At 69.6% G+C, this 19,616-nt stretch carries 17 protein-coding genes; 1 reads left to right on the plus strand and 16 read right to left on the minus strand.

Annotated features, from left to right (window positions below; translation table 11 throughout):
* The 12 genes from OXN85_15290 to OXN85_15345 all read right to left on the minus strand — a co-directional run bounded on the left by OXN85_15290 (nucleotide 1) and on the right by OXN85_15345 (nucleotide 14,739).
* Nucleotides 1–2,082, minus strand: coding sequence for a TonB-dependent receptor (locus OXN85_15290; GenBank protein MCY3601330.1), 2,082 nt, complete (start codon nucleotides 2,080–2,082; stop codon nucleotides 1–3).
* Nucleotides 2,079–3,746 (minus strand): apolipoprotein N-acyltransferase, encoded by a 1,668-nt coding sequence (gene lnt, locus OXN85_15295; GenBank protein MCY3601331.1) that lies wholly within the window; start codon nucleotides 3,744–3,746, stop codon nucleotides 2,079–2,081. Before lnt ends, OXN85_15290 begins: the two co-directional genes overlap by 4 nt.
* Nucleotides 3,743–5,068 (minus strand): glutamate-1-semialdehyde 2,1-aminomutase, encoded by a 1,326-nt coding sequence (gene hemL, locus OXN85_15300; protein ID MCY3601332.1) that lies wholly within the window; start codon nucleotides 5,066–5,068, stop codon nucleotides 3,743–3,745. The genes lnt and hemL overlap by 4 nt, the downstream gene beginning before the upstream one ends.
* Nucleotides 5,065–6,516 (minus strand): 30S ribosomal protein S12 methylthiotransferase RimO, encoded by a 1,452-nt coding sequence (gene rimO, locus OXN85_15305; GenBank protein MCY3601333.1) that lies wholly within the window; start codon nucleotides 6,514–6,516, stop codon nucleotides 5,065–5,067. The genes hemL and rimO overlap by 4 nt, the downstream gene beginning before the upstream one ends.
* Nucleotides 6,507–7,553, minus strand: a complete 1,047-nt coding sequence (locus tag OXN85_15310) for an outer membrane lipoprotein carrier protein LolA (GenBank protein MCY3601334.1) — start codon at nucleotides 7,551–7,553, stop codon at nucleotides 6,507–6,509. The genes rimO and OXN85_15310 overlap by 10 nt, the downstream gene beginning before the upstream one ends.
* The gene (locus OXN85_15315; protein ID MCY3601335.1) at nucleotides 7,550–9,838 is read right to left on the minus strand and encodes a DNA translocase FtsK; all 2,289 of its coding nucleotides are present in this window, start codon (nucleotides 9,836–9,838) and stop codon (nucleotides 7,550–7,552) included. Before OXN85_15315 ends, OXN85_15310 begins: the two co-directional genes overlap by 4 nt.
* 163 nt (nucleotides 9,839–10,001) lie before the next feature.
* Nucleotides 10,002–11,345: an acetyl-CoA carboxylase biotin carboxylase subunit gene (gene accC, locus OXN85_15320; protein ID MCY3601336.1), complete on the minus strand. Its 1,344-nt coding sequence runs from the start codon at nucleotides 11,343–11,345 to the stop codon at nucleotides 10,002–10,004.
* A 16-nt stretch (nucleotides 11,346–11,361) separates the two neighbouring features.
* The gene (gene accB / locus OXN85_15325; protein MCY3601337.1) at nucleotides 11,362–11,841 is read right to left on the minus strand and encodes an acetyl-CoA carboxylase biotin carboxyl carrier protein; all 480 of its coding nucleotides are present in this window, start codon (nucleotides 11,839–11,841) and stop codon (nucleotides 11,362–11,364) included.
* A 2-nt stretch (nucleotides 11,842–11,843) separates the two neighbouring features.
* The gene (gene efp, locus OXN85_15330; GenBank protein MCY3601338.1) at nucleotides 11,844–12,407 is read right to left on the minus strand and encodes an elongation factor P; all 564 of its coding nucleotides are present in this window, start codon (nucleotides 12,405–12,407) and stop codon (nucleotides 11,844–11,846) included.
* Between the two features lie 13 nt (nucleotides 12,408–12,420).
* Nucleotides 12,421–13,506: a Xaa-Pro peptidase family protein gene (locus tag OXN85_15335; protein MCY3601339.1), complete on the minus strand. Its 1,086-nt coding sequence runs from the start codon at nucleotides 13,504–13,506 to the stop codon at nucleotides 12,421–12,423.
* The gene (gene aroQ, locus OXN85_15340) at nucleotides 13,503–13,958 is read right to left on the minus strand and encodes a type II 3-dehydroquinate dehydratase (protein MCY3601340.1); all 456 of its coding nucleotides are present in this window, start codon (nucleotides 13,956–13,958) and stop codon (nucleotides 13,503–13,505) included. Before aroQ ends, OXN85_15335 begins: the two co-directional genes overlap by 4 nt.
* Nucleotides 13,959–13,974: 16 nt before the next feature.
* Nucleotides 13,975–14,739: a hypothetical protein gene (locus tag OXN85_15345; protein ID MCY3601341.1), complete on the minus strand. Its 765-nt coding sequence runs from the start codon at nucleotides 14,737–14,739 to the stop codon at nucleotides 13,975–13,977.
* A gap of 236 nt (nucleotides 14,740–14,975) precedes the next feature.
* Between OXN85_15345 and OXN85_15350 the strand changes: the two genes are divergently transcribed.
* A complete protein-coding gene (locus OXN85_15350) occupies nucleotides 14,976–16,811 on the plus strand; it encodes a SurA N-terminal domain-containing protein (protein ID MCY3601342.1) in 1,836 nt (611 codons plus the stop codon).
* Nucleotides 16,812–16,945: 134 nt separating this feature from the next.
* Here the strand turns inward: OXN85_15350 and OXN85_15355 are convergent, their stop codons facing one another.
* The 4 genes from OXN85_15355 to OXN85_15370 form a co-directional block, all read right to left on the minus strand.
* Nucleotides 16,946–17,188 carry a twin-arginine translocase TatA/TatE family subunit gene (locus tag OXN85_15355; protein MCY3601343.1) on the minus strand — a complete coding sequence of 81 codons (243 nt, stop codon included), beginning with the start codon at nucleotides 17,186–17,188 and terminating at the stop codon, nucleotides 16,946–16,948.
* Between the two features lie 40 nt (nucleotides 17,189–17,228).
* Nucleotides 17,229–17,510, minus strand: a complete 282-nt coding sequence (locus OXN85_15360) for a DUF4321 domain-containing protein (protein ID MCY3601344.1) — start codon at nucleotides 17,508–17,510, stop codon at nucleotides 17,229–17,231.
* Nucleotides 17,511–17,513: 3 nt separating this feature from the next.
* Entirely contained in the window at nucleotides 17,514–18,500 is a 987-nt protein-coding gene (locus OXN85_15365; protein MCY3601345.1) for a polyprenyl synthetase family protein, read from the minus strand.
* Between the two features lie 64 nt (nucleotides 18,501–18,564).
* Nucleotides 18,565–19,616 (minus strand): hypothetical protein (locus OXN85_15370; protein ID MCY3601346.1); only part of this gene is annotated, 1,052 nt, incomplete at its 5' end.

Below are 19,616 nucleotides of genomic sequence, written 5' to 3' on the forward strand. Positions count from 1 at the left end.
CTAGAAGAGCCGGAACTGCAGCCGCAGCAGACGGCCGGGCTGCGGCAGTCCGCACTGATCGAAGACCGTCGCGTCCGCGAGATTGTCCAGCGACAGCGAGGTCTGCAGCGTCCGGAAGGGTCCGCTGACCGTAAACTCCCGGCTCACGACGAGGTCAACGCGGGCCGTCGGGTCGAGGTCGATGTCGGCGTCGAAATCCGGATCGACGCAGTACTGGCGTCCGATCGCCTCCAACGCGACCCGCGCCCGGAAACCGGCGGGGAGCGGGCCCTCCACGTGCGCTCCCACGGCGATCCCGGGCTGGTACTCCGCGCGAAGCCTGCGGCCCTCGAACCGCCGGTCCGTGACGTTCACGTTCTGCCACGTCAGGTCGCCGCCCAGCGAGACATCGCCCCACCGCGCGTCGCCGAGAAGCTCGATCCCGGCCGCGGCCACGCGACGCCGATTCTCCCGCCGGAACCTCCCGTCCCCGAGCCCCGTGCGCACGATCGCATTCGAGAAACTCTGGACGAAGAGCACGGCCTGCGCCTCGACCTCCGCCCCGAACGCCTGCACCGTCCCGGTGACGCCGCCCTCCGCCGCGCGGAGGACCTCCGGCGCAAGTTCGTGGTTGGGGACGAAGCGGCCGAGCGCGCCGGAATACAGTTCCCGCAGCGACGGGAAGCGGACGCGGCGGCTCGCCCCCATGTGGAAGCGAACGCGCGGTGCGATCTGCGCGGACCCCCCGAGGCGCGCCCCCCAGTCGTCGATCGTCTCGCGCGCCTCGCGCCCTCCCGTCTCCGGCGTGCTGCCGCGGTCCCAGCTCGCCCCCAGGCTGATGCGGGCGCCCGACCAGAACCCCGCGCCGGGGCCCGCAAGGGGCAACTCGACCTCGCCGCCGAGGCTGAACAGGCGCTGGCGAAAGGTGGACTCTCCGCCGGGCACGAGACGCTCGACGTGGCGAGTCTCGGCCACCGTGAAGGCCGTCCGCACGACCCCTTCGCCGAGTTCGTGGTCGGACAGGCCGCGGAAGGTGAGGGTGCGGTCGTCCGCGAACTCCTGCCCCGTAACGTCCTCGTAGGCCAGCGTCTCGAACTCGTCGATCTGCGCGTCGCCGACGTCGACCCCGATGCTGACCTCGAAATCCCCCGTGCCGAAGGGGGTGCGACCCCACCCGGTGCCGGCCGAGACCGTGCCTACGGCCCGCTTCGTCTCCGGCATCCTCCAGCGTCGCGGATCCATCACATGGAGCTCCGGCGGGACCCCCCTCTCGGCCCGATACCCGAAGGTGGACATGGAGACCCAGGCGCCCCCTTCCGATTCGGCCCGGCCGGTGAAGAAGGCGCTCACATGGTCGAGGTCGCTGTTCAGACGCCGGTCCGGGTCGGGCGCGGCCGGCTGAACGACCCCGCCGGGAAGGGGTACGCCGTCGCGCGTCCGGTAAGCGCCGCCCGCCTGCACGGACACGCCGCCGTCCCCCGAACTCCACGTGCGTCCGAGGCGCACGCCGCCGAACGCCGCGCCGGTGGCGTCCATGCCGCCCTGCATCCCGTTGAGCCGCCGGTCCGGGTCCACGCTCCCGTGTCCGATCTCGATCGAGACCACGCCGCCGAGGACGTTGGGACCGTGGAGGACCGAGGAGATGCCCCGGAAGAGCTGGATCTCGCGCGCCGCGTCGACCGGAATAAGCGAAAGGTCCGTGCGCGCGTCCCAGCCGAGCGTCAGTGGCACCCCGTCGACGAGCACGGAAAGCTGGCGCGATTCGGTCCCCCGCAGCGTCGGCTGGGCCTCGCCGCGCGAGTTCTCCCGCACCTGCAGGAATGGGATTTCGCGCAACGCCTCCTCGAGCAGGGGGACGGCAGCCACGCGCGGGGACTGCAGGCTGAGGCGCACCGCGCTTGCGCCCGAGACGCTGGCGACCGGCCGCAGCGCCTCGATGCGGAGTTCGCGAAGCCGGAAGGAGACCGTATCCCGGGACACGGTGTCCGGGACCTGCGCTGCCACGCCCTCCGCCCCCGGGAGACACGCCAATGCGGCGAGCAGCCGCCAAGCGCCACGCCCGGCGAACCGTCGCCCGCCCTTCCCTTCCATCCTCCGTGTCATGCGCTCCCGCTTACCGAATCCGCCGTCTCTCTCGAACTTCCGCGCCGCACCCGGCCGCGCAGGTTGCGATCCTTCAGGATAGACGTGCCGAGGGCAAGAAGGGCCACCAGAGCCGATAGAGTCCCCACGACATCGCCGAAGCGCACGTACACGGTCCACTCATCCGTCGTCGACACGTCCGCCACGAAGGACGCGGGCTCGAAGAGTTCGGTGCGGTGCGACACGCGCCCCAACGGATCGACGATCTTGGAGATCCCGGTGTTTCCGGAGCGCGCCGCGCCCATCCGCGTCTCGATGGAACGCATGACGAGGTGCGCGGGGTGCTGCCACAGGGCGCTCGAACGGCTCCACCACGCGTCGCGGCCGAACCAGGAGTCGTTCGTGATGTTGACGAGGAAGTCCGCGCCGGTTCGCCGGTAGTGCCGCGCCAGCGGGGAGAAGATCGACTCGTAGCAGATCATCGTCCCGTACGCCGCGCTTCCGCCCTCCGTGGCGATCTCGATCGGGGCCTGCCACTCGCCGATGCCGAAGTTCCCCCCCGCATAGGGGATGGCCTGGAACCATTCGGGAGGCATGAACGGCACCCGCTCCACAAACGGCACGAGAAAGCGCTTGTCATAGCGGTTGACGACGCCTGCGCCGGGGCGGAGGTGGAAGGCGGAGTTGAACGGCTGGTACTCTCCGTCTCCGAGATCGTCCGCCCCGCGCCCCCCGACCGCCACCTCGGCGTCGAGCGCCTCGGCAATCCCCTCCGCCCAGGCGCGCGCCTCCGGCCACCCGTCATAGGGGTAGGAGGGGAGCGGATCGAAGATGCCCGACCCGAGCATCGTCTCGGGAAAGATCACGAGATCCATGCGCTCCCGACCCGCCCACCCGGAGATCAGCGTCGCCGTGGAACGGAAGGCGCTGTCGGTCGAGGCGGCGCGATCCGTGTTGCGCAGGTGCTGCGGGACACTGGGCTGAACGACCCCGACCCGGGCCACGGGACGCACGTCCAGCGTCTGCCAGCGGGCCACCGAATAGGCGATGGGGAGGGCGAGCACGAGCAGGAATCCGGTCGCCGGCCGCCGCAGCGCAGGCCAACCCCCGGCCCGGTACGCCAGGAACCCCGACGCGACGAGCGCGTTCGCGAGCGCGAGCCAGAAGGAAAGCCCGCGGGAGCCCACGAGGTCGGCCGCGCCCACGAGGATGGGATAGGCCGAGAGCGTGTCGCCGAACTGCATCCAGGGGAAGGAGACGTCCAGGAGGTGGGCTCGCAGCACCTCCCCGGCGGTCCAGAAGACGGGGAAGACGACGTAGACCGGCCACCGGAAGCGGGTCCGCACCAGGTGGATCCCACCCGCCACCCACGACATGAAGGTCGCGAGGATGAGGATCGGGGCGAGGAAGGCGAAGAACGCCCACCACGTGTAGAAGACGAGCGCCACGAGGAGCCAGTAGAGGACGAGTGTGTAGTAGACGAGGCCGAAGAAGAAGCCCCCCTTGCGGGCCTGCCTTCGGGCTTCCGCCGTCGCCGGCAGTCCCTCGAGCCAGACGATGAAGGGGACGAGCGCGACGAAGGACGTCACAAGGAGATGAAAGGGAGGATGGGCCAGCCCCATCAACACCCCGCCGACGAGGAGCGGAGTGGCCCGTTCGGGGACGATCCGCGCGCGCCAGTTCAACTCGCGGCCTCCGGCTCCGCGTCCAGCGCCGCGTCCAGCGCTTCGCCGACGACCCCGAGCGTTTCCGCCACGTCCGCGTCGGTGTGCGCGGTAGAGAGAAACCCCGCCTCGAAGGCGGAGGGGGCGAAGAAGACGCCGCGCTCGAAGCACGCCCGGTAGTAGCGGGCGAAGAAGTCCGCGTCCGCGCGCCGGGCGCCATTGAAGTCGAACACCGGACCCTCCGTGAAGAAGACGCCCCACATCGAGCCCAGCGCGCTCCCGCAGGCCGGGATGTCCCGGGCGCCAGCGGCGGTCAGGATGCCCTCCACGAGCGTCGCGGCGCGCCACTCCAGATCCGCGAACGGGTCCGTGCGCTCGAGTTCGTCGAGCTGGGCGATGCCTGCGGCCATGCCGAGCGGGTTCCCCGACAGCGTCCCGGCCTGGTACACGTCGCCTTCCGGCGCCATCCGCCGCATCAGCTCGCGCGGGCCCGCGTAGGCCGCGACCGGCATCCCGGCGCCGAGAACCTTCCCAAGCGCGACGAGGTCCGCGGCGACCCCGTAGCGCTCCTGCGCGCCGCCCCGCGCGACTCGGAACCCGGTCATGACCTCGTCGAAGATGAGGAGCGTCCCCGCACGGTCGCAGTGATCGCGGAGGCCCTCCAGGAAGCCCTCGCGGGGCGGGATGAGGCCCGCGTTGCCCGCCACCGGCTCGACGATGACGGCTGCGAGCCGGGCGCCGTGCTCAGCGAACACCGCGGCCACCGCCTCGAAGTCGTTATAGGGCGCCGTCAGCGTCAGGCCGGAGGTGGCGGCCGGCACGCCCGGCGAATCGGGGAGCGACAGCGTGGCGACGCCCGATCCGGCCACGACGAGGAAAGCGTCCGCGTGGCCGTGATAGCAGCCCGCGAACTTCAGGATCAGGTCACGGCCCGTCGCGGCGCGGGCGAGCCGCACGGCGGACATCGTGGCCTCGGTGCCGCTGTTCACGAAGCGCACCATCTCGACGCCGGGCACCCAGGCGGCGACGCGCTCGGCGAGTTCGACCTCGCGCGCCTGGCAGGCCCCGAAGCTCATCCCGTCGCGAGCCGCGCGCGTCACGGCCTCGACGACGGGCGGGGCGGCGTGGCCGAGGATGAGCGGACCCCAGGAGAGGACGTAGTCGAGATAGCCGCGCCCCGCCGCGTCGAAGATCCTCGCGCCCGCGCCGCGGGCGGCGAACAGCGGCTCCATCCCGACGGCGCCGAAGGCCCGCACGGGCGAGCTCACGCCGCCCGGCATCACGTCGCGCGCCCTCCGAATCCAGTCGGAGGCAGCGGATGGCTGGCGATGTCCGCGGCTCATCGGCCCCAGGCGCTGTCGAGTCCCAGCACGGGGAGCCCTCGCCCCGATGGGATGGCCGGGGGTGGCACGGCCTCACCGCGCCCGGACGCCCGGCGCACGACTCCCCGGACGCGCCCCGCGAGGTCGAAGTCGGCCGCCCGCTCGATCTCGACCCGCACCAGCGAGCCGGCGACGAGGCCGTTTCCGCCCACGAGCACCGTCACGCCGTCCACGTCGTCCGCCTGGCTCTCGATCCGGCCGAGGTGCGCTGCGGCCGGAGGATCCTCGTAGAGGAGTTCGAGCGTCGGATCGTCCGAGGCCGCGGGCACATCCACGACGGCGATGCGTTCGCGGCCGATCTCCGCGGCGAGCCGCTCGCGGCTCACGGCTCGTTGGACCTCGAGCACCTCCTCGAGACGGTCCCGCGCCAGATCCGCGGGCACGAAGCTCTCCTCCATGGCGGCCGCGCGCGTCCCCTCCTGCGGGGAGAAGGCGAAGGCTCCGAGCCGGTCGAACGGCACCTCATCGAGGAAATCCACGAGTTCGCGGAACTCCGCGTCCGTCTCGCCCGGGAACCCCACGAGCACCGTCGTCCTCAGCGTGAGGCCGGGGACCGTATCACGCAGCCACGCGACCTTCGACCGCAGCTTCGCGGCCCGCTCCGGCCGGCGCATGCGGTAGAGCACCGTGTCGCTCGCGTGCTGGATCGGCATGTCGATGTACGACAGGAGCCGCGTCTCGGACGCCATCAGTTCGACGAGCGGCTCGCGCAGGCCCGCGGAGTAGATATACAGGAGACGGAACCAGGGGATCGACGTCTCGCGCAGCAGCGCCTCGACGAGCGTCGCGATGTCCGTCCCGTCCCGCCCCTCCCGGCCCCAGTGCGCCAGGTCCTGCGCCACCAGGTTCACCTCCACGGCGCCCTGTGCCTCGAGGCGCTGCGCCTCGGCGACGACACGCTCCAGGTCGAAGGAACGGTGCTTTCCCCGCCAGAGCGGGATCGCGCAGAAGGCGCACGCGTGACTGCATCCCTCGCTGACCTTCAGGTAGCGGACGTGGCGCGCCCCGACGGGGATCCGCTCCCCCGGGTGCGCACCCCCGTCCGGCGCCGGTCCCCGGAGAAGTCCGCGCTCGCGCAACTCCGGCACGAGGCGATCGAGGTCCCGCAGCCCGAGCAGGAGGTCGACCTCCGGCAGCGCCTCCGCCATCTCCTCCCGATAGCGCTCCACCATGCACCCGACCGCCACGACGCCGCGGCACGCCCCTGCGCGTTTCAGCCGCTCCGCCTCGAGGATCGTCTCGATCGACTCTTCCTTCGCGGCGTCGATGAACCCGCACGTGTTGACGAGGATGACCTCCGCTTCATCCACGTCGGTGCGCTCGGCTCCGTGGCCGACGAGTTCGGCGAGCATGCGCTCGGAGTCGACGGTGTTCTTGTCGCAACCGAGGCTGATGAGTCCTAGCCGCATCGCACATCGTCGGGAAAGACCGGCACCCCCTCCGGGGGCGCGTACGCGAAGAGGGCGGGGTCGAGCCGGGGCTCGGGTTCGAGCGGGGTCAGGGTCACGGTGCGGAGGGTCTGGTTCTCCTCGCGAATGCGGAAGCGACGCACATGGCGGTCGGACACGCCGACCCACAGGCGGACCTCCACGTATCTCGCCGGGAGTTCCCGCGGCGTGAGCGACACGATGCGCGTCTCCACGCCACCGATCTCCCCGGTCCCTTCATCCACCGCGTCGTAGGTCGTCCGCGCCTGCGAAAGCAGACGTCCGAGGATATCGACCGAACCAATTTCCGCGCCCTGCTCAAGGCGGGACACCACGACCTGGTCGTGAAGCGAGGGTTCGTAGAGCCAGAGACAGGAACCGTCCGCCACGTAGATGTCACCGGCCGGTTCGTCGAATTCCATGCGGAACCGGTCCCGTCCCTCCTGATACCAGGTTCCGCGGCCCTCGCGGGTGCGGCCGAGGAGCGGGTTCTCGATGCGCTGGGCGAAGGCCGCCTTGAGACGTTCGAGCGAAGCATGCGCCGAATGCGCCAAGGCGAGGAGCGAGTCCACATCCACGCGTCCGGGTTCGTCGTCGACACGTCCAGGTTCGTCGTCCACGCGTCCAGGTTCGTCGTCGACACTTCCAGGTTCGTCGTCCACGCGTCCAGGCTTCTCGTCTACCGGCCGCGACCCGTCCGGATCGGGGGCCTCCGGATCCGGAGTCCGGACGGGAGCCTGGCCTTCACTCGGCGCCGCGCCCACCGCGTCGTCCGCCTCTTCGACCGGCGGCTCGCCCTGCCCCGCGGGGGGATCCTCCGCGGCGGCCGAGTTCCCGGCGGCCGCGGCTCGTGGCGGGGCGTCGCGCGGGCCGAACTCGGCTTCGATCCGGGCTCGGGCCTCCGCCACCTCCGCGGACTCCGGGGCGGAGCACGCCAGCATGAGGGCGCACGCGGCGGCTCCGGCCGCGAGAGGACCGAGCCCCCCCGAACGAGGCGGCCGCGGGCGGACGGGCCTCATGGTTCGTCGCCGTCGCCGCCGTCCAGATCGGCAAGGGTCGCGAGCACCTCCCGCGGCTTGGATCCGTCCGCGGGTCCCACGATCCCGGCCGCGTGCAACTGGTCGACGATACGCGCCGCGCGTCCGTACCCGATCTTGAGCCGGCGCTGGAGCAGGCTCGTCGAACCCGCGGCGTGGGAGATCACGATCTCGGCAGCCTGCCGGAACAGCGGGTCGCGATCCTCGGCACCTTCGTCCGAGACGCCCGATCCTCCCTCTTCCTCTTCCAGTTCCTTCAACAGGTCGAGGATGTCGCGCTCCGAAGCGGCCTCCTCCTCGGCCCTCTCGGCCTCGGCACGCGCCTCCGCCTGCTCCCGATACCAGTCGAGAAGGCGTTCCGTCTCCTCGGACGAGATGTAGGCGCCCTGGATGCGGACAGGATCGGACTCGCCGGGCGGCAGGAAGAGCATGTCCCCGTTCCCGAGCAGGCTCTCCGCGCCGTTCTGGTCGAGGATCGTGCGGCTGTCGATCTTCGACGCGACCCGGAACGCGATTCGGCTCGGGATGTTCGCCTTGATGAGGCCGGTGAGGACGTTGACCGAGGGGCGTTGCGTGGCCAGCACGAGGTGGATTCCTACCGCCCGCGCCTTCTGGGACAGCATGGCGAGCGGCGTCTCCACCTCCGACTGTACCGTCATCATGAGGTCCGCCAGTTCGTCGATGATGAGGACGATGTAGGGCAACGGACCCTCATCGTAGAGCGCCGGCTCATCCATGACGCCGCGCTTCGGGAGGAAGACCTCGCGACCGCGCGCGATCCGGCCGTTGAACTCCCCGACGTTCCGGCATCCGTTCGCCGAGAGCAGTCCGAAACGGCGCTTCATCTCGTACACCGCCCACTTGAGGACGGAGGCGGCCTCTTCGTTGTCCGTGATGACGGGATGGCGGAGGTGCGGGAGATCTCCGTAGACGGACAACTCCACCATCTTGGGATCCACCATCAGGAGGCGGAGTTCGGCCGGCGTGTAGCGGCACACCAGGCTCGTGATGAGGGCGTTGATGCACACCGATTTCCCGGACCCGGTCTGGCCCGCGATGAGGAGGTGCGGCATCCGGGTCAGGTCCGCGCACGTCGGCTTGCCGGAGAGGTCGCGGCCGAGCGCGAGCGGGAGCGTCTGGCGTCCCCGGCGATACGACGGGCTCTCAAGGATCTCGCGCACGAGCACCATCTCCGAAGCGGGGTTGGGCACCTCGACGCCGACGGCGCCCTTGCCGGGGATCGGCGCCACGATCCGGACCGACGGCGCCTTGAGGGCGAGCGCGATGTCGTCCGCGCGCGCGGAGATCTGTCCCACCTTCACGCCCGGCGCCGGGACGACCTCGAACTGCGTCACGACGGGGCCGGTGGTCCAGCCGCCGATCTCGCCGGCCACGCGGAAGGTCGCGAGCTTCTCGATGAGGATCTCGCCGAGGCGGTCGAGATCGCGCACGCCGAGGCCGCTGCCCTGCCCTACCGGCGCGTCGAAGAGTCGAAGGGGCGGAACCACCGAGGAACCGGGGTCGCCGGCTTCCTCGAGTTCCGGGATGGGCGGTGTCTCGTCCTCCGGCGCCGGGTCCGGCTCGGGTGGCGCGCTCGCCGGTTTCGCGGGTGTCCGCTTCTTCGTGGCCCGGCCCCGTCCGGCCGACGCCTTTGCCTTCACTTCGCTCGGCGGATCGGGCTTTGCCGGAGACCGCGGAAGACGCGAGGGCCGCGCGGCGCCGGCGAAGGAGCGGCCGAGTCCGAGGACGGCGCCGCCGGCGGCCGCGACTCCGCGGACGAGCGAGCGCCCCCCCGCCGTCACGGCGCCGGTCAGGGACCACCTCATGGTGACGAACAGCGTGAGCAGGAGGACGCCCGCGGCGAGGAGGACGCCGCCCAGGCGGCCGAACACCTGTGCGAGGCCGTCCCCCGCGGTCGCGCCCAGCCAGCCGATATCGCCCCCGGCCCCGGGTCCCGGTCCCGCGATGAGCCGGTAAAGCGACGGGAGGACCGCGAGCAGCACCACTGTGAGGATGGACCAGCGGAGGGCCCGGGTCGGATCGCCCCATCCGAGGAAATGCAGGCCCCACATGAACGCCGGAATCGCAAGGAGGGGCGAAAGGACGCCAACGGCCCGCTCGAGGTTGTCGTGAAGCAGTTCCCCGGCCGGGCCGATCCAGTTGGACCCGCCGGCGAATGCGGGAGAGAGCAGCGCGAACGCCACCAGGAGGCCGAGCACGATCAGCGCGACGCCCAGCACCTCGCGCCGTTGCCGTTCATCCACCATCACGCATCCTCCCCGCCCCGACAGCCAACGAGGGCGCCGTCCCGCCAGACCGGCACGACCTCGAGATCATCCAGCCCCGCGCAGACCGCCAGATCCGCGCTCCGGCCGCCCTTCAAGATGGCCCGCGCACCACGCGTCGTCCATGCTGACGCGTCCTCGCCGTTCACGGGCGGGTCAGGAACCGCTCGACGAACCCCGTGTCGATGTTCCCCGAGACGAAATCGGGATGGGCAAGCACCTTGCGGAGGAAGGGAACCGTCGTATGAACGCCTTCGAGGATGAACTCCTCGAGGGCATGGTAGGCGCGGATCCGGGCTTCATCCCGCGTCCGGCCCCAGACGATGAGCTTGGCCAGCAGCGAGTCGTAGAACGGAGGGACGACGTAGCCGCCGTAGATGTGCGTGTCCACGCGCACGCCGGGACCCCCCGGCGCGTGGAACGCCGTGACGGTGCCGGGCGACGGACGGAAGCCCTGCTCGGGATCCTCCGCGTTGATCCGGCACTCGATCGCGTGCCCCTGGAATTCGATGGGGTGGGGGATGGCCAACTTCTCGCCCGCCGCGATCCGGATCTGTTCCTTGATGAGGTCGACCGAAGTCACGAGTTCGGTCACGGGGTGCTCGACCTGGATCCGCGTGTTCATCTCCATGAAATAGAACTCGCCGTCCGGCGCGAGGAGGAACTCCACCGTCCCCGTGCTCTGATATCCGATCGCCTTCGCCCCCAGGATGGCCGCGGCCCCCATCGCCTCGCGAAGCTCCGGCGTGACGGCCGGACTCGGCGCTTCCTCGACGAGCTTCTGGTGCCGCCGCTGGCTCGAGCAGTCGCGTTCCCCGAGGTGCAGCACGCGCCCGTGGCGGTCGCCGACGATCTGGATCTCCACGTGACGGGGCCGCTCGATGAGTTTCTCAAGATACACGGTCGGGTCGCCGAAGTTGGCCTCGGCCTCGTTCCTCGCCATGGCGAAGAGGCTCCTGAACTCCGCTTCCTCGGTGGCGGCCCGCATGCCCTTCCCTCCGCCGCCGGCGGCCGCCTTGATCATGACGGGGAACCCGATGCGGCGGGCTTCCTCCAACGCCTCCGCCTCGTCATCGAGCGGCTCCGGCGAGCCCGGGACGACGGGGACGCCCGCGGCGGTCATCGTCTTTCGCGCCTCCGCCTTGTCTCCCATGCGGCGGATCTGTTCGGGGGTGGGCCCGATGAACACGAGACCGCTCCGTTCGCAGATCTCGGCGAACTCGGCGTTCTCCGCCAGGAAGCCGTAGCCTGGGTGGATGGCGTCGGCGCCGGTGATCTCGGCCGCCGCGAGGATCTGCGGGATATTCAGATAGCTCTCGCGGCCCACCGGCGGCCCGATACAGATGTCCTCGTCGGAAAAGCGGACGTGGAGCGAGTCGTGGTCGGCCTCCGAGTACACGGCTACCGTCCGGATATCGAGTTCACGGCACGCGCGCAGGATGCGGAGCGCGATCTCGCCACGGTTGGCGATCAGGATCTTGCGGAACATGCGCCCGTCCGCGGCTTCAGTCGGGCTCGATACGGAAGAGCAGCGCGCCGTACTCCACCGGCTCGGCGTTCTCGACCGCGATCTCCTGCACGACGCCCGCGACGTCCGATTGAAGCTCGTTCATGAGCTTCATCGCCTCGAGGATGCAGAGCGTCTGGCCGGCCTCCACCCGGTCCCCCACGGACACGAAGGGGTCGGCGTCTGCCGCCGGCGCCCGGTAGAAGGTGCCGACCATGGGCGAGAGCACCTCGAACAGCCCCGCCGCGGGCGCCGTCTCCGCCAGCGGGGAGGCGGGCGCGGGAGCCGGAGCCTGCGCGACCTCCACGCCGCCGACAGGGGCTGCGGGCACGGTCGCCGCGGCCGCGATGCGCGGGGATTTCCGGATCCTGACCCGGGTCGGGTCTCCCGTGTCCGAGCCCACAAGCTCGACGTCGAGGCCGTCCACGCCGGAGTCCTCGACCAACTCGATGAGTCCCTTCAGCCAGTCCAAATCCATGGTCAGGTTACCCGCGTGATGTACTTGTTTTCCGTCCTGTCGACGCGCACCACATCGCCGTTCTCTACAAAGAGCGGCACCTGGATCACGGCGCCGGCCGCCAGCCGGGCCGGCTTCGTCCCGCCCTGGGCGGTGTCCCCCCGCACTCCGGGGTCCGTCTCGACGATTTCCAGCTCGACGAACTGCGGCAGTTCGATCGCGAGCACGACGCCGTCACGGGTGAGGCTCTGACACTCCATGTTCTCCTCCAGATACTGGAGCTGGTCCTCTCCGATCTGATCTTCAGACATCGGAATCTGCTCGAAGGTTTCCATGTTCATGAAGTAGTGCAGGTGGCCGTCCGTATACGTGTACTGCACGGGCCGCCGTTCCAGGCGCACCTCCCTGACTTTCTCGCCGGCGCGGAAGGTCTTGTCGACCACGCCTCCCTCCATCACGTCCTTCAACTTCGTACGGACGAAGGCCCCACCCTTCCCCGGCTTGACGTGCTGAAAGTAGGTGATCGAGTAGAGGGTGCCGTTGAGCTCGATCACCATCCCTCGACGAAAATCCGAAGTATCTGCCATGGTACCCGTGCTGCTAGAGCTGGACGAGGGCGCGAGGAAGGCGGGTCAGCGTGCGGGCACCTGCCTCCCCTATCCGCACATCGTCCTCGATGCGCACGCCGCCGCGTCCGGGAAGATACAAGCCCGGTTCCACTGTCACCACGTTTCCCGGCTCGAGGATATCTTCGGAGCGGGACGAAAGGCTGGGGCCCTCGTGCACGTCGAGTCCGATCCCGTGCCCGGTGCCGTGGCCGAAGAAGCCGTCCATGTCGTGGCTGGCGAACGTCGCCCGCACGGCCCGGTCCACGTCCCGGCACGCGACCCCGCTGCCGATCGTCCCGCGCGCCTTCGTTTGCGCCCCGAGCACCTGCTCGTGAAGGGTCGCCTGCCAGGGCTCCGGCGTCCCCCGCACGAAAGTGCGCGTGATGTCGCTGCAGTAGCCGTCCACGCGGGCGCCGAAGTCGATGAGGAGCAGATCGCCCGGCTCGACGCGCCGGTCCGTGGGCGTCGCGTGGGGAAGCGCGGAGCGTTCTCCCGCCGCGACGATGGGATCGAAGGGGAGCGGATCCGAGCCTCCGCGGCGGAGTTCCATCTCGAGCGCGGTCGCGATCTCGCGCTCGCTCGGGGCGGCGGACCACTCCACGCTCGACAGCAACCGATCGAACGCCCGCTCAGCGACGGCGACCGCCCGTTCGATGGCGTCCACTTCGTCGCGGGTCTTCACCCGCCGCAATGTCCCGATGAGATCGCGGAGTGGGACGAAGACGACATCGGGGAGCATGCCCCGAAGAGATTCGTGGTCGGCGACCGTGAGGCTCTCGGCTTCGAACGCGATGGGGCCCGCGGCGTCCGCCGCCACCTCGGCGACGCCGCGGATCCACCCGTCGCGGCCGATATGGGTGCGGATGGGACCCGCCACCTCCAGGCGCACCTGTTCCTCGTACCGGAAGTCGGTGACGAGCACGGGCGGACCTTCGAGAGGGATCCAGAGAACCCCGGCGGAACCCGTGAACCCGCTCAGGTAGCGGACGCTGGATGGGGCGGTAACGAGGACCGACCGGCGCCCGGCGGCCTTCATCGCCGCTTCGAGCCGACCGCGCCGCGTTTCCCGCGACGTCACTCCGTTCCCGCCTCGGCGCTCCGGCGAAGATGCTGGACGAGCGCCTCAAGACCGAACAGGTAGCTGGAGGCCCGAAATCCGGCGATGACGCCGATCGCGAGGTCGGAGAGAACCGACGTATGCCGGAACGACTCGCGAGCGAACACGTTGGAGAGGTGGACCTCGACGAAGGGGCGGCCGGAGCCCGCGAGGGCGTCGCGGAGCGCCACGCTCGTGTGGGTCAGGGCGGCCGCGTTTACGAGCCACGCATGCACCTCGCCGGTGTTCGCCTGCACCCAGTCCACGATCTCACCTTCGTCATTGGACTGGAAGAACAGCAGCGAGATGTTGTCCGCGCCCGCCCGCTCGCCAAGGAGCGACTCGATCTCGGCCAGCGTCTGCGTGCCGTAATGGTGGGGCTCGCGGCGCCCGAGGAGATTGAGGTTCGGTCCGTTCAGGACGCCGATGCGGATGGGCTCGCGCACCCGTTCAGCTCGATTCCGGGGGAGCTTCGCCATCGAGGATCCGGCGAAGCTGCTCGCCGATCGACTCCTCGACGGCCGCCCGGTCCGCCGACTCCGCCCCGTCCGCCGCCGGCGGGACATCGCGCGGAGACAGCGTCGAGTCGGCCCCGCCGCCACCGGAGTGTGGTCCGCCCCCCTCCTCCGCGCGGCGCCGCAGCTCCGCGAGCGCGCCGGTGAGATCTGCATTGTCCGGGTCGCGGGAAAGCATCTGTTCGTACACGCCGATCGCGCGGTCGAAGAGGCCCTGGCTCGCATACAGCCCGGCCAGCGTCGAGGTCTCGATGCCCTTCGGCGGGACCGCTGGCGCGCTCGCCGTGCCGCCCGCCGGAGCGGACGGCGCATCGGCTCCATCGTTCCGCCACGCGTCCTCGAGCGTTTCCAGCCAGTCGTCCGCCGAAGCGGCGCCGTCGGAACCGTCCGTCGCGACCCGCTTGACGCCCAGCGCCATGCAGGCGAGCGGGTTCGCCGGATCGAGCGCCAGGATGTGTTCGAATTCGACCCGCGCCACCTCGTCGCGACCCAGTTCGAGCAGCACGCGGGCGTGGAGCAGGCGGGCGTCCAGATAGTACGGGTGTTCGCTCAGGCCATCCCGGATCACGCCCAGGGCGCGTTCGTGCTCTCCCGCCTGCCGGTAGAGGTCGGCGAGGCGCGCGAACGTGTGGGTCCGAGGCTCCAGTTCGGCGCGGCGCAGGAGTTGTTCGATCTCCACGGTCTGGTCGTCGGCGGCCACAGGCTTCGCAGGGAGAAATAGCGGCGGGTTCGGGCCTTCCGACCCGGTCTCCGGCAACATACCGACCGGTTTTTTCGGTTGTCAACGAACGTCGCGGGAGTGCGGCGGGGCTCCCGCCTTTCGTTGCCCGCAACGCTGGGCCGGCGTACGTTTTCGACCTGCGTTTCCGGCCCCGGCGCGGCCGCGTTCGGGCGACTCGATTCAAGACGACAAGGTGGGTTCGGCGTCTCATGTTCATGCGGAAGATGCGCGGCAGCGCGAGCCTCGTGATGGGCATCATGGCCGCGGCCTTCGTGGGCTGGCTGGTGTTCGACGGGATCAACGCGATGCAGGGAGGGAACCTCGGCGGGCAGATCAACCCCGTCGTGGGGCAGGTCGGGGGACAGGACATCCGCTACAACGAGTGGAATATCTTCCTCCAGAACCAGCTTGCGGTGAGCCGCACGGCCGACCGCGGTATGACGGACGAGGACGTTCGCGTCGTGACCGAACGGGCGTGGGAGAGCCTGATCAGCGCAACGCTGATCCAGGCGGAACTGGATCGGCTCGGCGTCAGCGTGACCGATGCGGAGGTTCGGCAGGCGTTCTTCACGCAGCCACCGCAGGAGATGTTGAGCTACCCCGGGTTCCAGACGGACGGGCAGTTCGACATCGACAAGTACCGCCGGTTCTTCACGGACCCGGCGACGGATGAGACGCAACTGCTGCAGATCGAGGGCTACTACCGCTCGATCCTGCCGCGCGCGAAGCTGCAGACGCTCGTCCAGAGCGGGATTTACGTATCCGAGGAAGAAGCCTGGCGGTTCTATCGGGACACGAACGAGCAGGCCCGCGTCCGCTTCGTGCGGATCGACCCGGCGCTGACCGTGGAGGACTCGGAGGTCTCGGTGTCGGACGACGAAATCCGGCGGGTCTATGACGAACGCGTGGACGAACTCATCCGGCCCGCGAGCGCCCGCGTGAACATGGTCAGCATCTCGCTCCGACCCTCCATCGCCGATTCGCTCGCCGCCCGCGAACGGGCCGCCGCCCTCGCGGACCGCGTACGGGGGGGCGAGGATTTCGCCGAGGTGGCGATGGCGGAGTCCGCGGACTCCATCTCCGGCGCGGAGGGGGGCTTCATGGGCAAGCGTCCGATGAGCGCCTTCGACCCGCGCCTCACCGAGGTCGCCGCGGACGCCCCCCTCGGACAGGTCACGGATCCGGTCGAGACGCCGTTCGGACTACATGTCCTGCAGGTCGATGAGCGGAGCGCCGACTCGCTGGCGCTGCGCCAGATCTACGTCCCGTTCCAGATTTCCGGCGCGACCGAGGATTCGGTGTTCACGCTCCTCGACGACCTTGAGGATCTTGCGCTGCGCACGGATATCACGACGGCCGCCGACTCGCTCGGCGTGACGGTTCGCACCGATGTGCAGTTGCTGGACGGCGTGGACTTCGTTCCGGGCGCCGGCCAACTGGGCGTGGCGAGGGAGTGGGCCCTGGGCCCGGAGAGCGAGATCGGGGACCTGTCCGATTCGTTCGAGAACCCGGCGGGCTTTCACCTGGTCGAACTCCTGGGACGGCGTGACGAGAGCACGATTCCGTTCGAGGAGGCAGGGATCGGGATTCGTGCGGAGCTGCTCGAGGAGAAGAAGAAGGAACGAGCCGCGGAACTGGCCGGCGGGCTGCTCGGTGCGGTCGCGGCCGGAAGTTCTCTCGACCAGGCGGCGGAGGAACTTGGTTGGTCGGTCGAAGAGACCGGGTCATTCCGCCGGGGCGACTTCGTCCCGGGACTCGGTCAGGGCACGGAGGCGGTCGGCTTCGGATTTGGGGCCGATGTCGGTGAACTCAGCGGCGCCCTCGATGCCGGGGATGCGGTGGTCGTCGTGGAGGTCCTGGAGCGTGAAGAGGCCACGCGGGAGGAGTTCGAAGAGGTCAGAGACGCCGTGGTGGGGCAGCTGGGCTTCGAGCGTTCCCAGCAGTACGTGCAGAAGTGGCTGGCTGCGCTTCGCGAAGACACAGCGGTGGAGGATCACCGCTCGAGGCTCCTCCTCCAGCAGGAGGCCCAGCCCATGATCCCGGGCTTCTGACCCCGGACCTCCGGTCCCGAGCCGCTGACGACCTGCCGGGCCGACCGCCCGGCGCGGAACCCGCGGCCCTTCCGGCTGGGATCCCGCGGCCCCGCCGGGTCCCCGCCGCTATCGGGCTATCGGGCTGCTATCGGCTAGTTTTCCGAATTGGCGGGGCGGGCCTGCGCGGTCTCCTGTGTGGCGGAGGTGGCCGATGGAGGCGCGGTGTCCCCCGTGATCTCGGCCCGCACGTCGCCCTCGACCTCCTTGATCGAGCCCTTGAACTCCCGGATCCCGCGGCCCAGGGAACTCCCGATCTCGGGAAGCCGCTTCGCGCCGAAGAGGAGCAGGATAGCGAGGAATACGAGCAACAACTCCCATGGGCTCAGACCGAACATCTCAGACTCCTTGGTTGTGGCTCATCGCCGCGGCCCCCGGTCAGAGAAGCGACCGGGCGAACCAGGCGACGAGCACGACCCCGACGACGCTCAACACGTTCAAGCGCAGGACGATCGGCCCCAGCGTGAATGCGAGCACCTTGAGATCGAATGCAAGCGGCTGCAGTGAGGCCGCGACCGTTGTGATGAAGAACTGACGCGCCGCTGACGGGGGCAACGTAACCGTCGCGAGTTCGGTGAGCAGCCCCCCTATTACGAATCCTCCCGCGATGATGAGGACCAGGCGTATCGGGGAACGATGGCGTCTGCTTCCGAAGTTCACTCGCTACCGTACTCTCTCGACGACGTAATCCACCGCGAGGCGCAACGCCTCGAGGCACGGACTCGCCGGTAAACGCCGGAGCTGGTCCCGTGCCCGGTCCACCCGCGACCGCGCCTCCTCGCGAGCCGTCTCCACACCTCCATGCGCTTCGACGAGATCCACGATCTCCTGCACGGCTTCGGGAGAGGGTTCCGGGTCCGCGAAGAGCCCTTCGACGGCGCGCCGCTCCCCCCACTCCATCTTGGGCAGAGCGGCGATCAGGGGCAACGTCACCTTGTGTTCCTGCAGGTCCTGCCCACGCGGCTTGCCCATCACGCGCGTCGATGATGAATAGTCGAGCAGATCGTCAACGATCTGGAACGCCATCCCCAGATGGTGGCCGTACGCGCGCAGGGCGTCCCGGTATTGCGGCGCTCCCGACAGGGTCCCGAGCTCGCACGCCGCGGACATCAGAGACGCCGTCTTGTGTTCGCACAGCCTCTCGTAGTCCTCCCTCGTGAAGTCGAGGCCATCGTGGAGGACGAGTTGCCGCATTTCCCCGATCGTCATGCGGTTCGCCGTATCGGCGAGAAGGGCGACCTGTTCGAGCTTGCCGAGCGCGACGACCTCGATGACCGCGCGCGAATAGAGGTAGTCTCCCGCGATGATCGCGACCTGGTGCGTCCAGCGGTGGTTGACGGTGGGCCGGCCTCTTCGCCTCGCGGAGTGATCGACCGCATCATCGTGTACGAGCGTCGCGACATGCAGCAGTTCCACGATGGCCCCCAGCTTCACGGCATCCGGGGAGGGGCGCCCTCCTACCCCGTCGGCGAGAAGGAGCAGGGTGGGCCGAAGGAGCTTCCCCGAGCGCGCGAACAGGTAGTCGCCCACCTCGTCGAGCGCCTCGAATCCCGATGGCGCCATCCCGCGGAGCTCGCGCTCGACGGCGAGGAGCCGGTCCGCGACGGGCAGGCGGACTTGTTCCAGATCGATGGCGGTGGTCGGGAGCATACCCTCCTCGGCGCGCGAGCCGCGCATGAAGTGCACGGGAATGTCGGGAGCCCCGCGAAGAATGTCAAAAACGCCTGGAGCCCAGGCCGCCGGAACCGAAACCGCCCTGGCCGTCCTGCGACTGCTGGTCGTAGTCGAACTTGAGATCGGGCGCGTCCATGAGACTGACGCTCATCTGGAAGATGAAGTTCCCGTTCGGCGAGCGGGCGAACATGAAGGTCGCGATCCAACGGTGCAGGGCGCGGTCGAGCGTGATCAGGTGCTCGCCGAATTCCTTGTTAGTGAGGTTGTACGTCGTGCGCCAGGCGAGCCGCCAGTTCGGGCTCGGATTGAGCGAAAGGACCGCGTTGAGCGACTGCCGATCCTGCGAACTCTGATCCTCCCGGCCGCGCTGCAGCGAATAGGTCAACGCAAGCGTCCATGGTCCGCCGGTCCGCAGACCGGGGTCGCCCGGATCCGGATTCTCGTCGAAACTCTGCAGCCGGTATCGGGAATCGGCCGCATTCCGCAGGCGACTCTGGGGATCGGCCCCGCCCCCTCCGCCACCGCCGCCCAGTCCGAGCAACCCTCCGAGACCGCTGGCCGAGCTGAACGTGAAGCTGCCGGTCAGGCTCGACAGGATGGGGGCGAAGGCCCGGTCCTCCCCGGTACCCTCGAACAGGTCGAGCGACATGTTCAGGGACAGTCCCCTCAACAGGTCCGAGTTGATGCGGTGCGACCAGCGGTCCGTCGTCAGGGGCGACTCGTTCTCGCGGGACCAGTCGAAGGTGAGAGGACTCGAGTTGATCCCCAGGAGGACGACGTTCCGACGCGGCTGAGCACGGCGCGGCGCATCCGGGTCCTCCGGGTCCGGTCCGGTGCCGGGCTCCCCCTGCTGGCCGACGTCCGTCAGCCCGCGGACCGCTTCGGCCGGAGCCCCTTCGGCCCGGTCGATCTCCAACGCCTGGGCCTCCTCCGAAGCTCCGGCTGCCGCGAGCGAATCCGCCTCGAGCATGGGCGCCGCGGCCTCCTGGCCAGTCGAATCCGCTTCGAGCGAGCGACCCTCCAGCAGTGCCTCTGCTTCCGGATCGAGTTCGACCTCCTCGCGCAGCTTGGCTTCGAAGGTCTGGTTCAGGG

The sequence above is a fragment of the Candidatus Palauibacter australiensis genome (genome assembly GCA_026705295.1).
Lineage (GTDB): Bacteria > Gemmatimonadota > Gemmatimonadetes > Palauibacterales > Palauibacteraceae > Palauibacter > Palauibacter australiensis.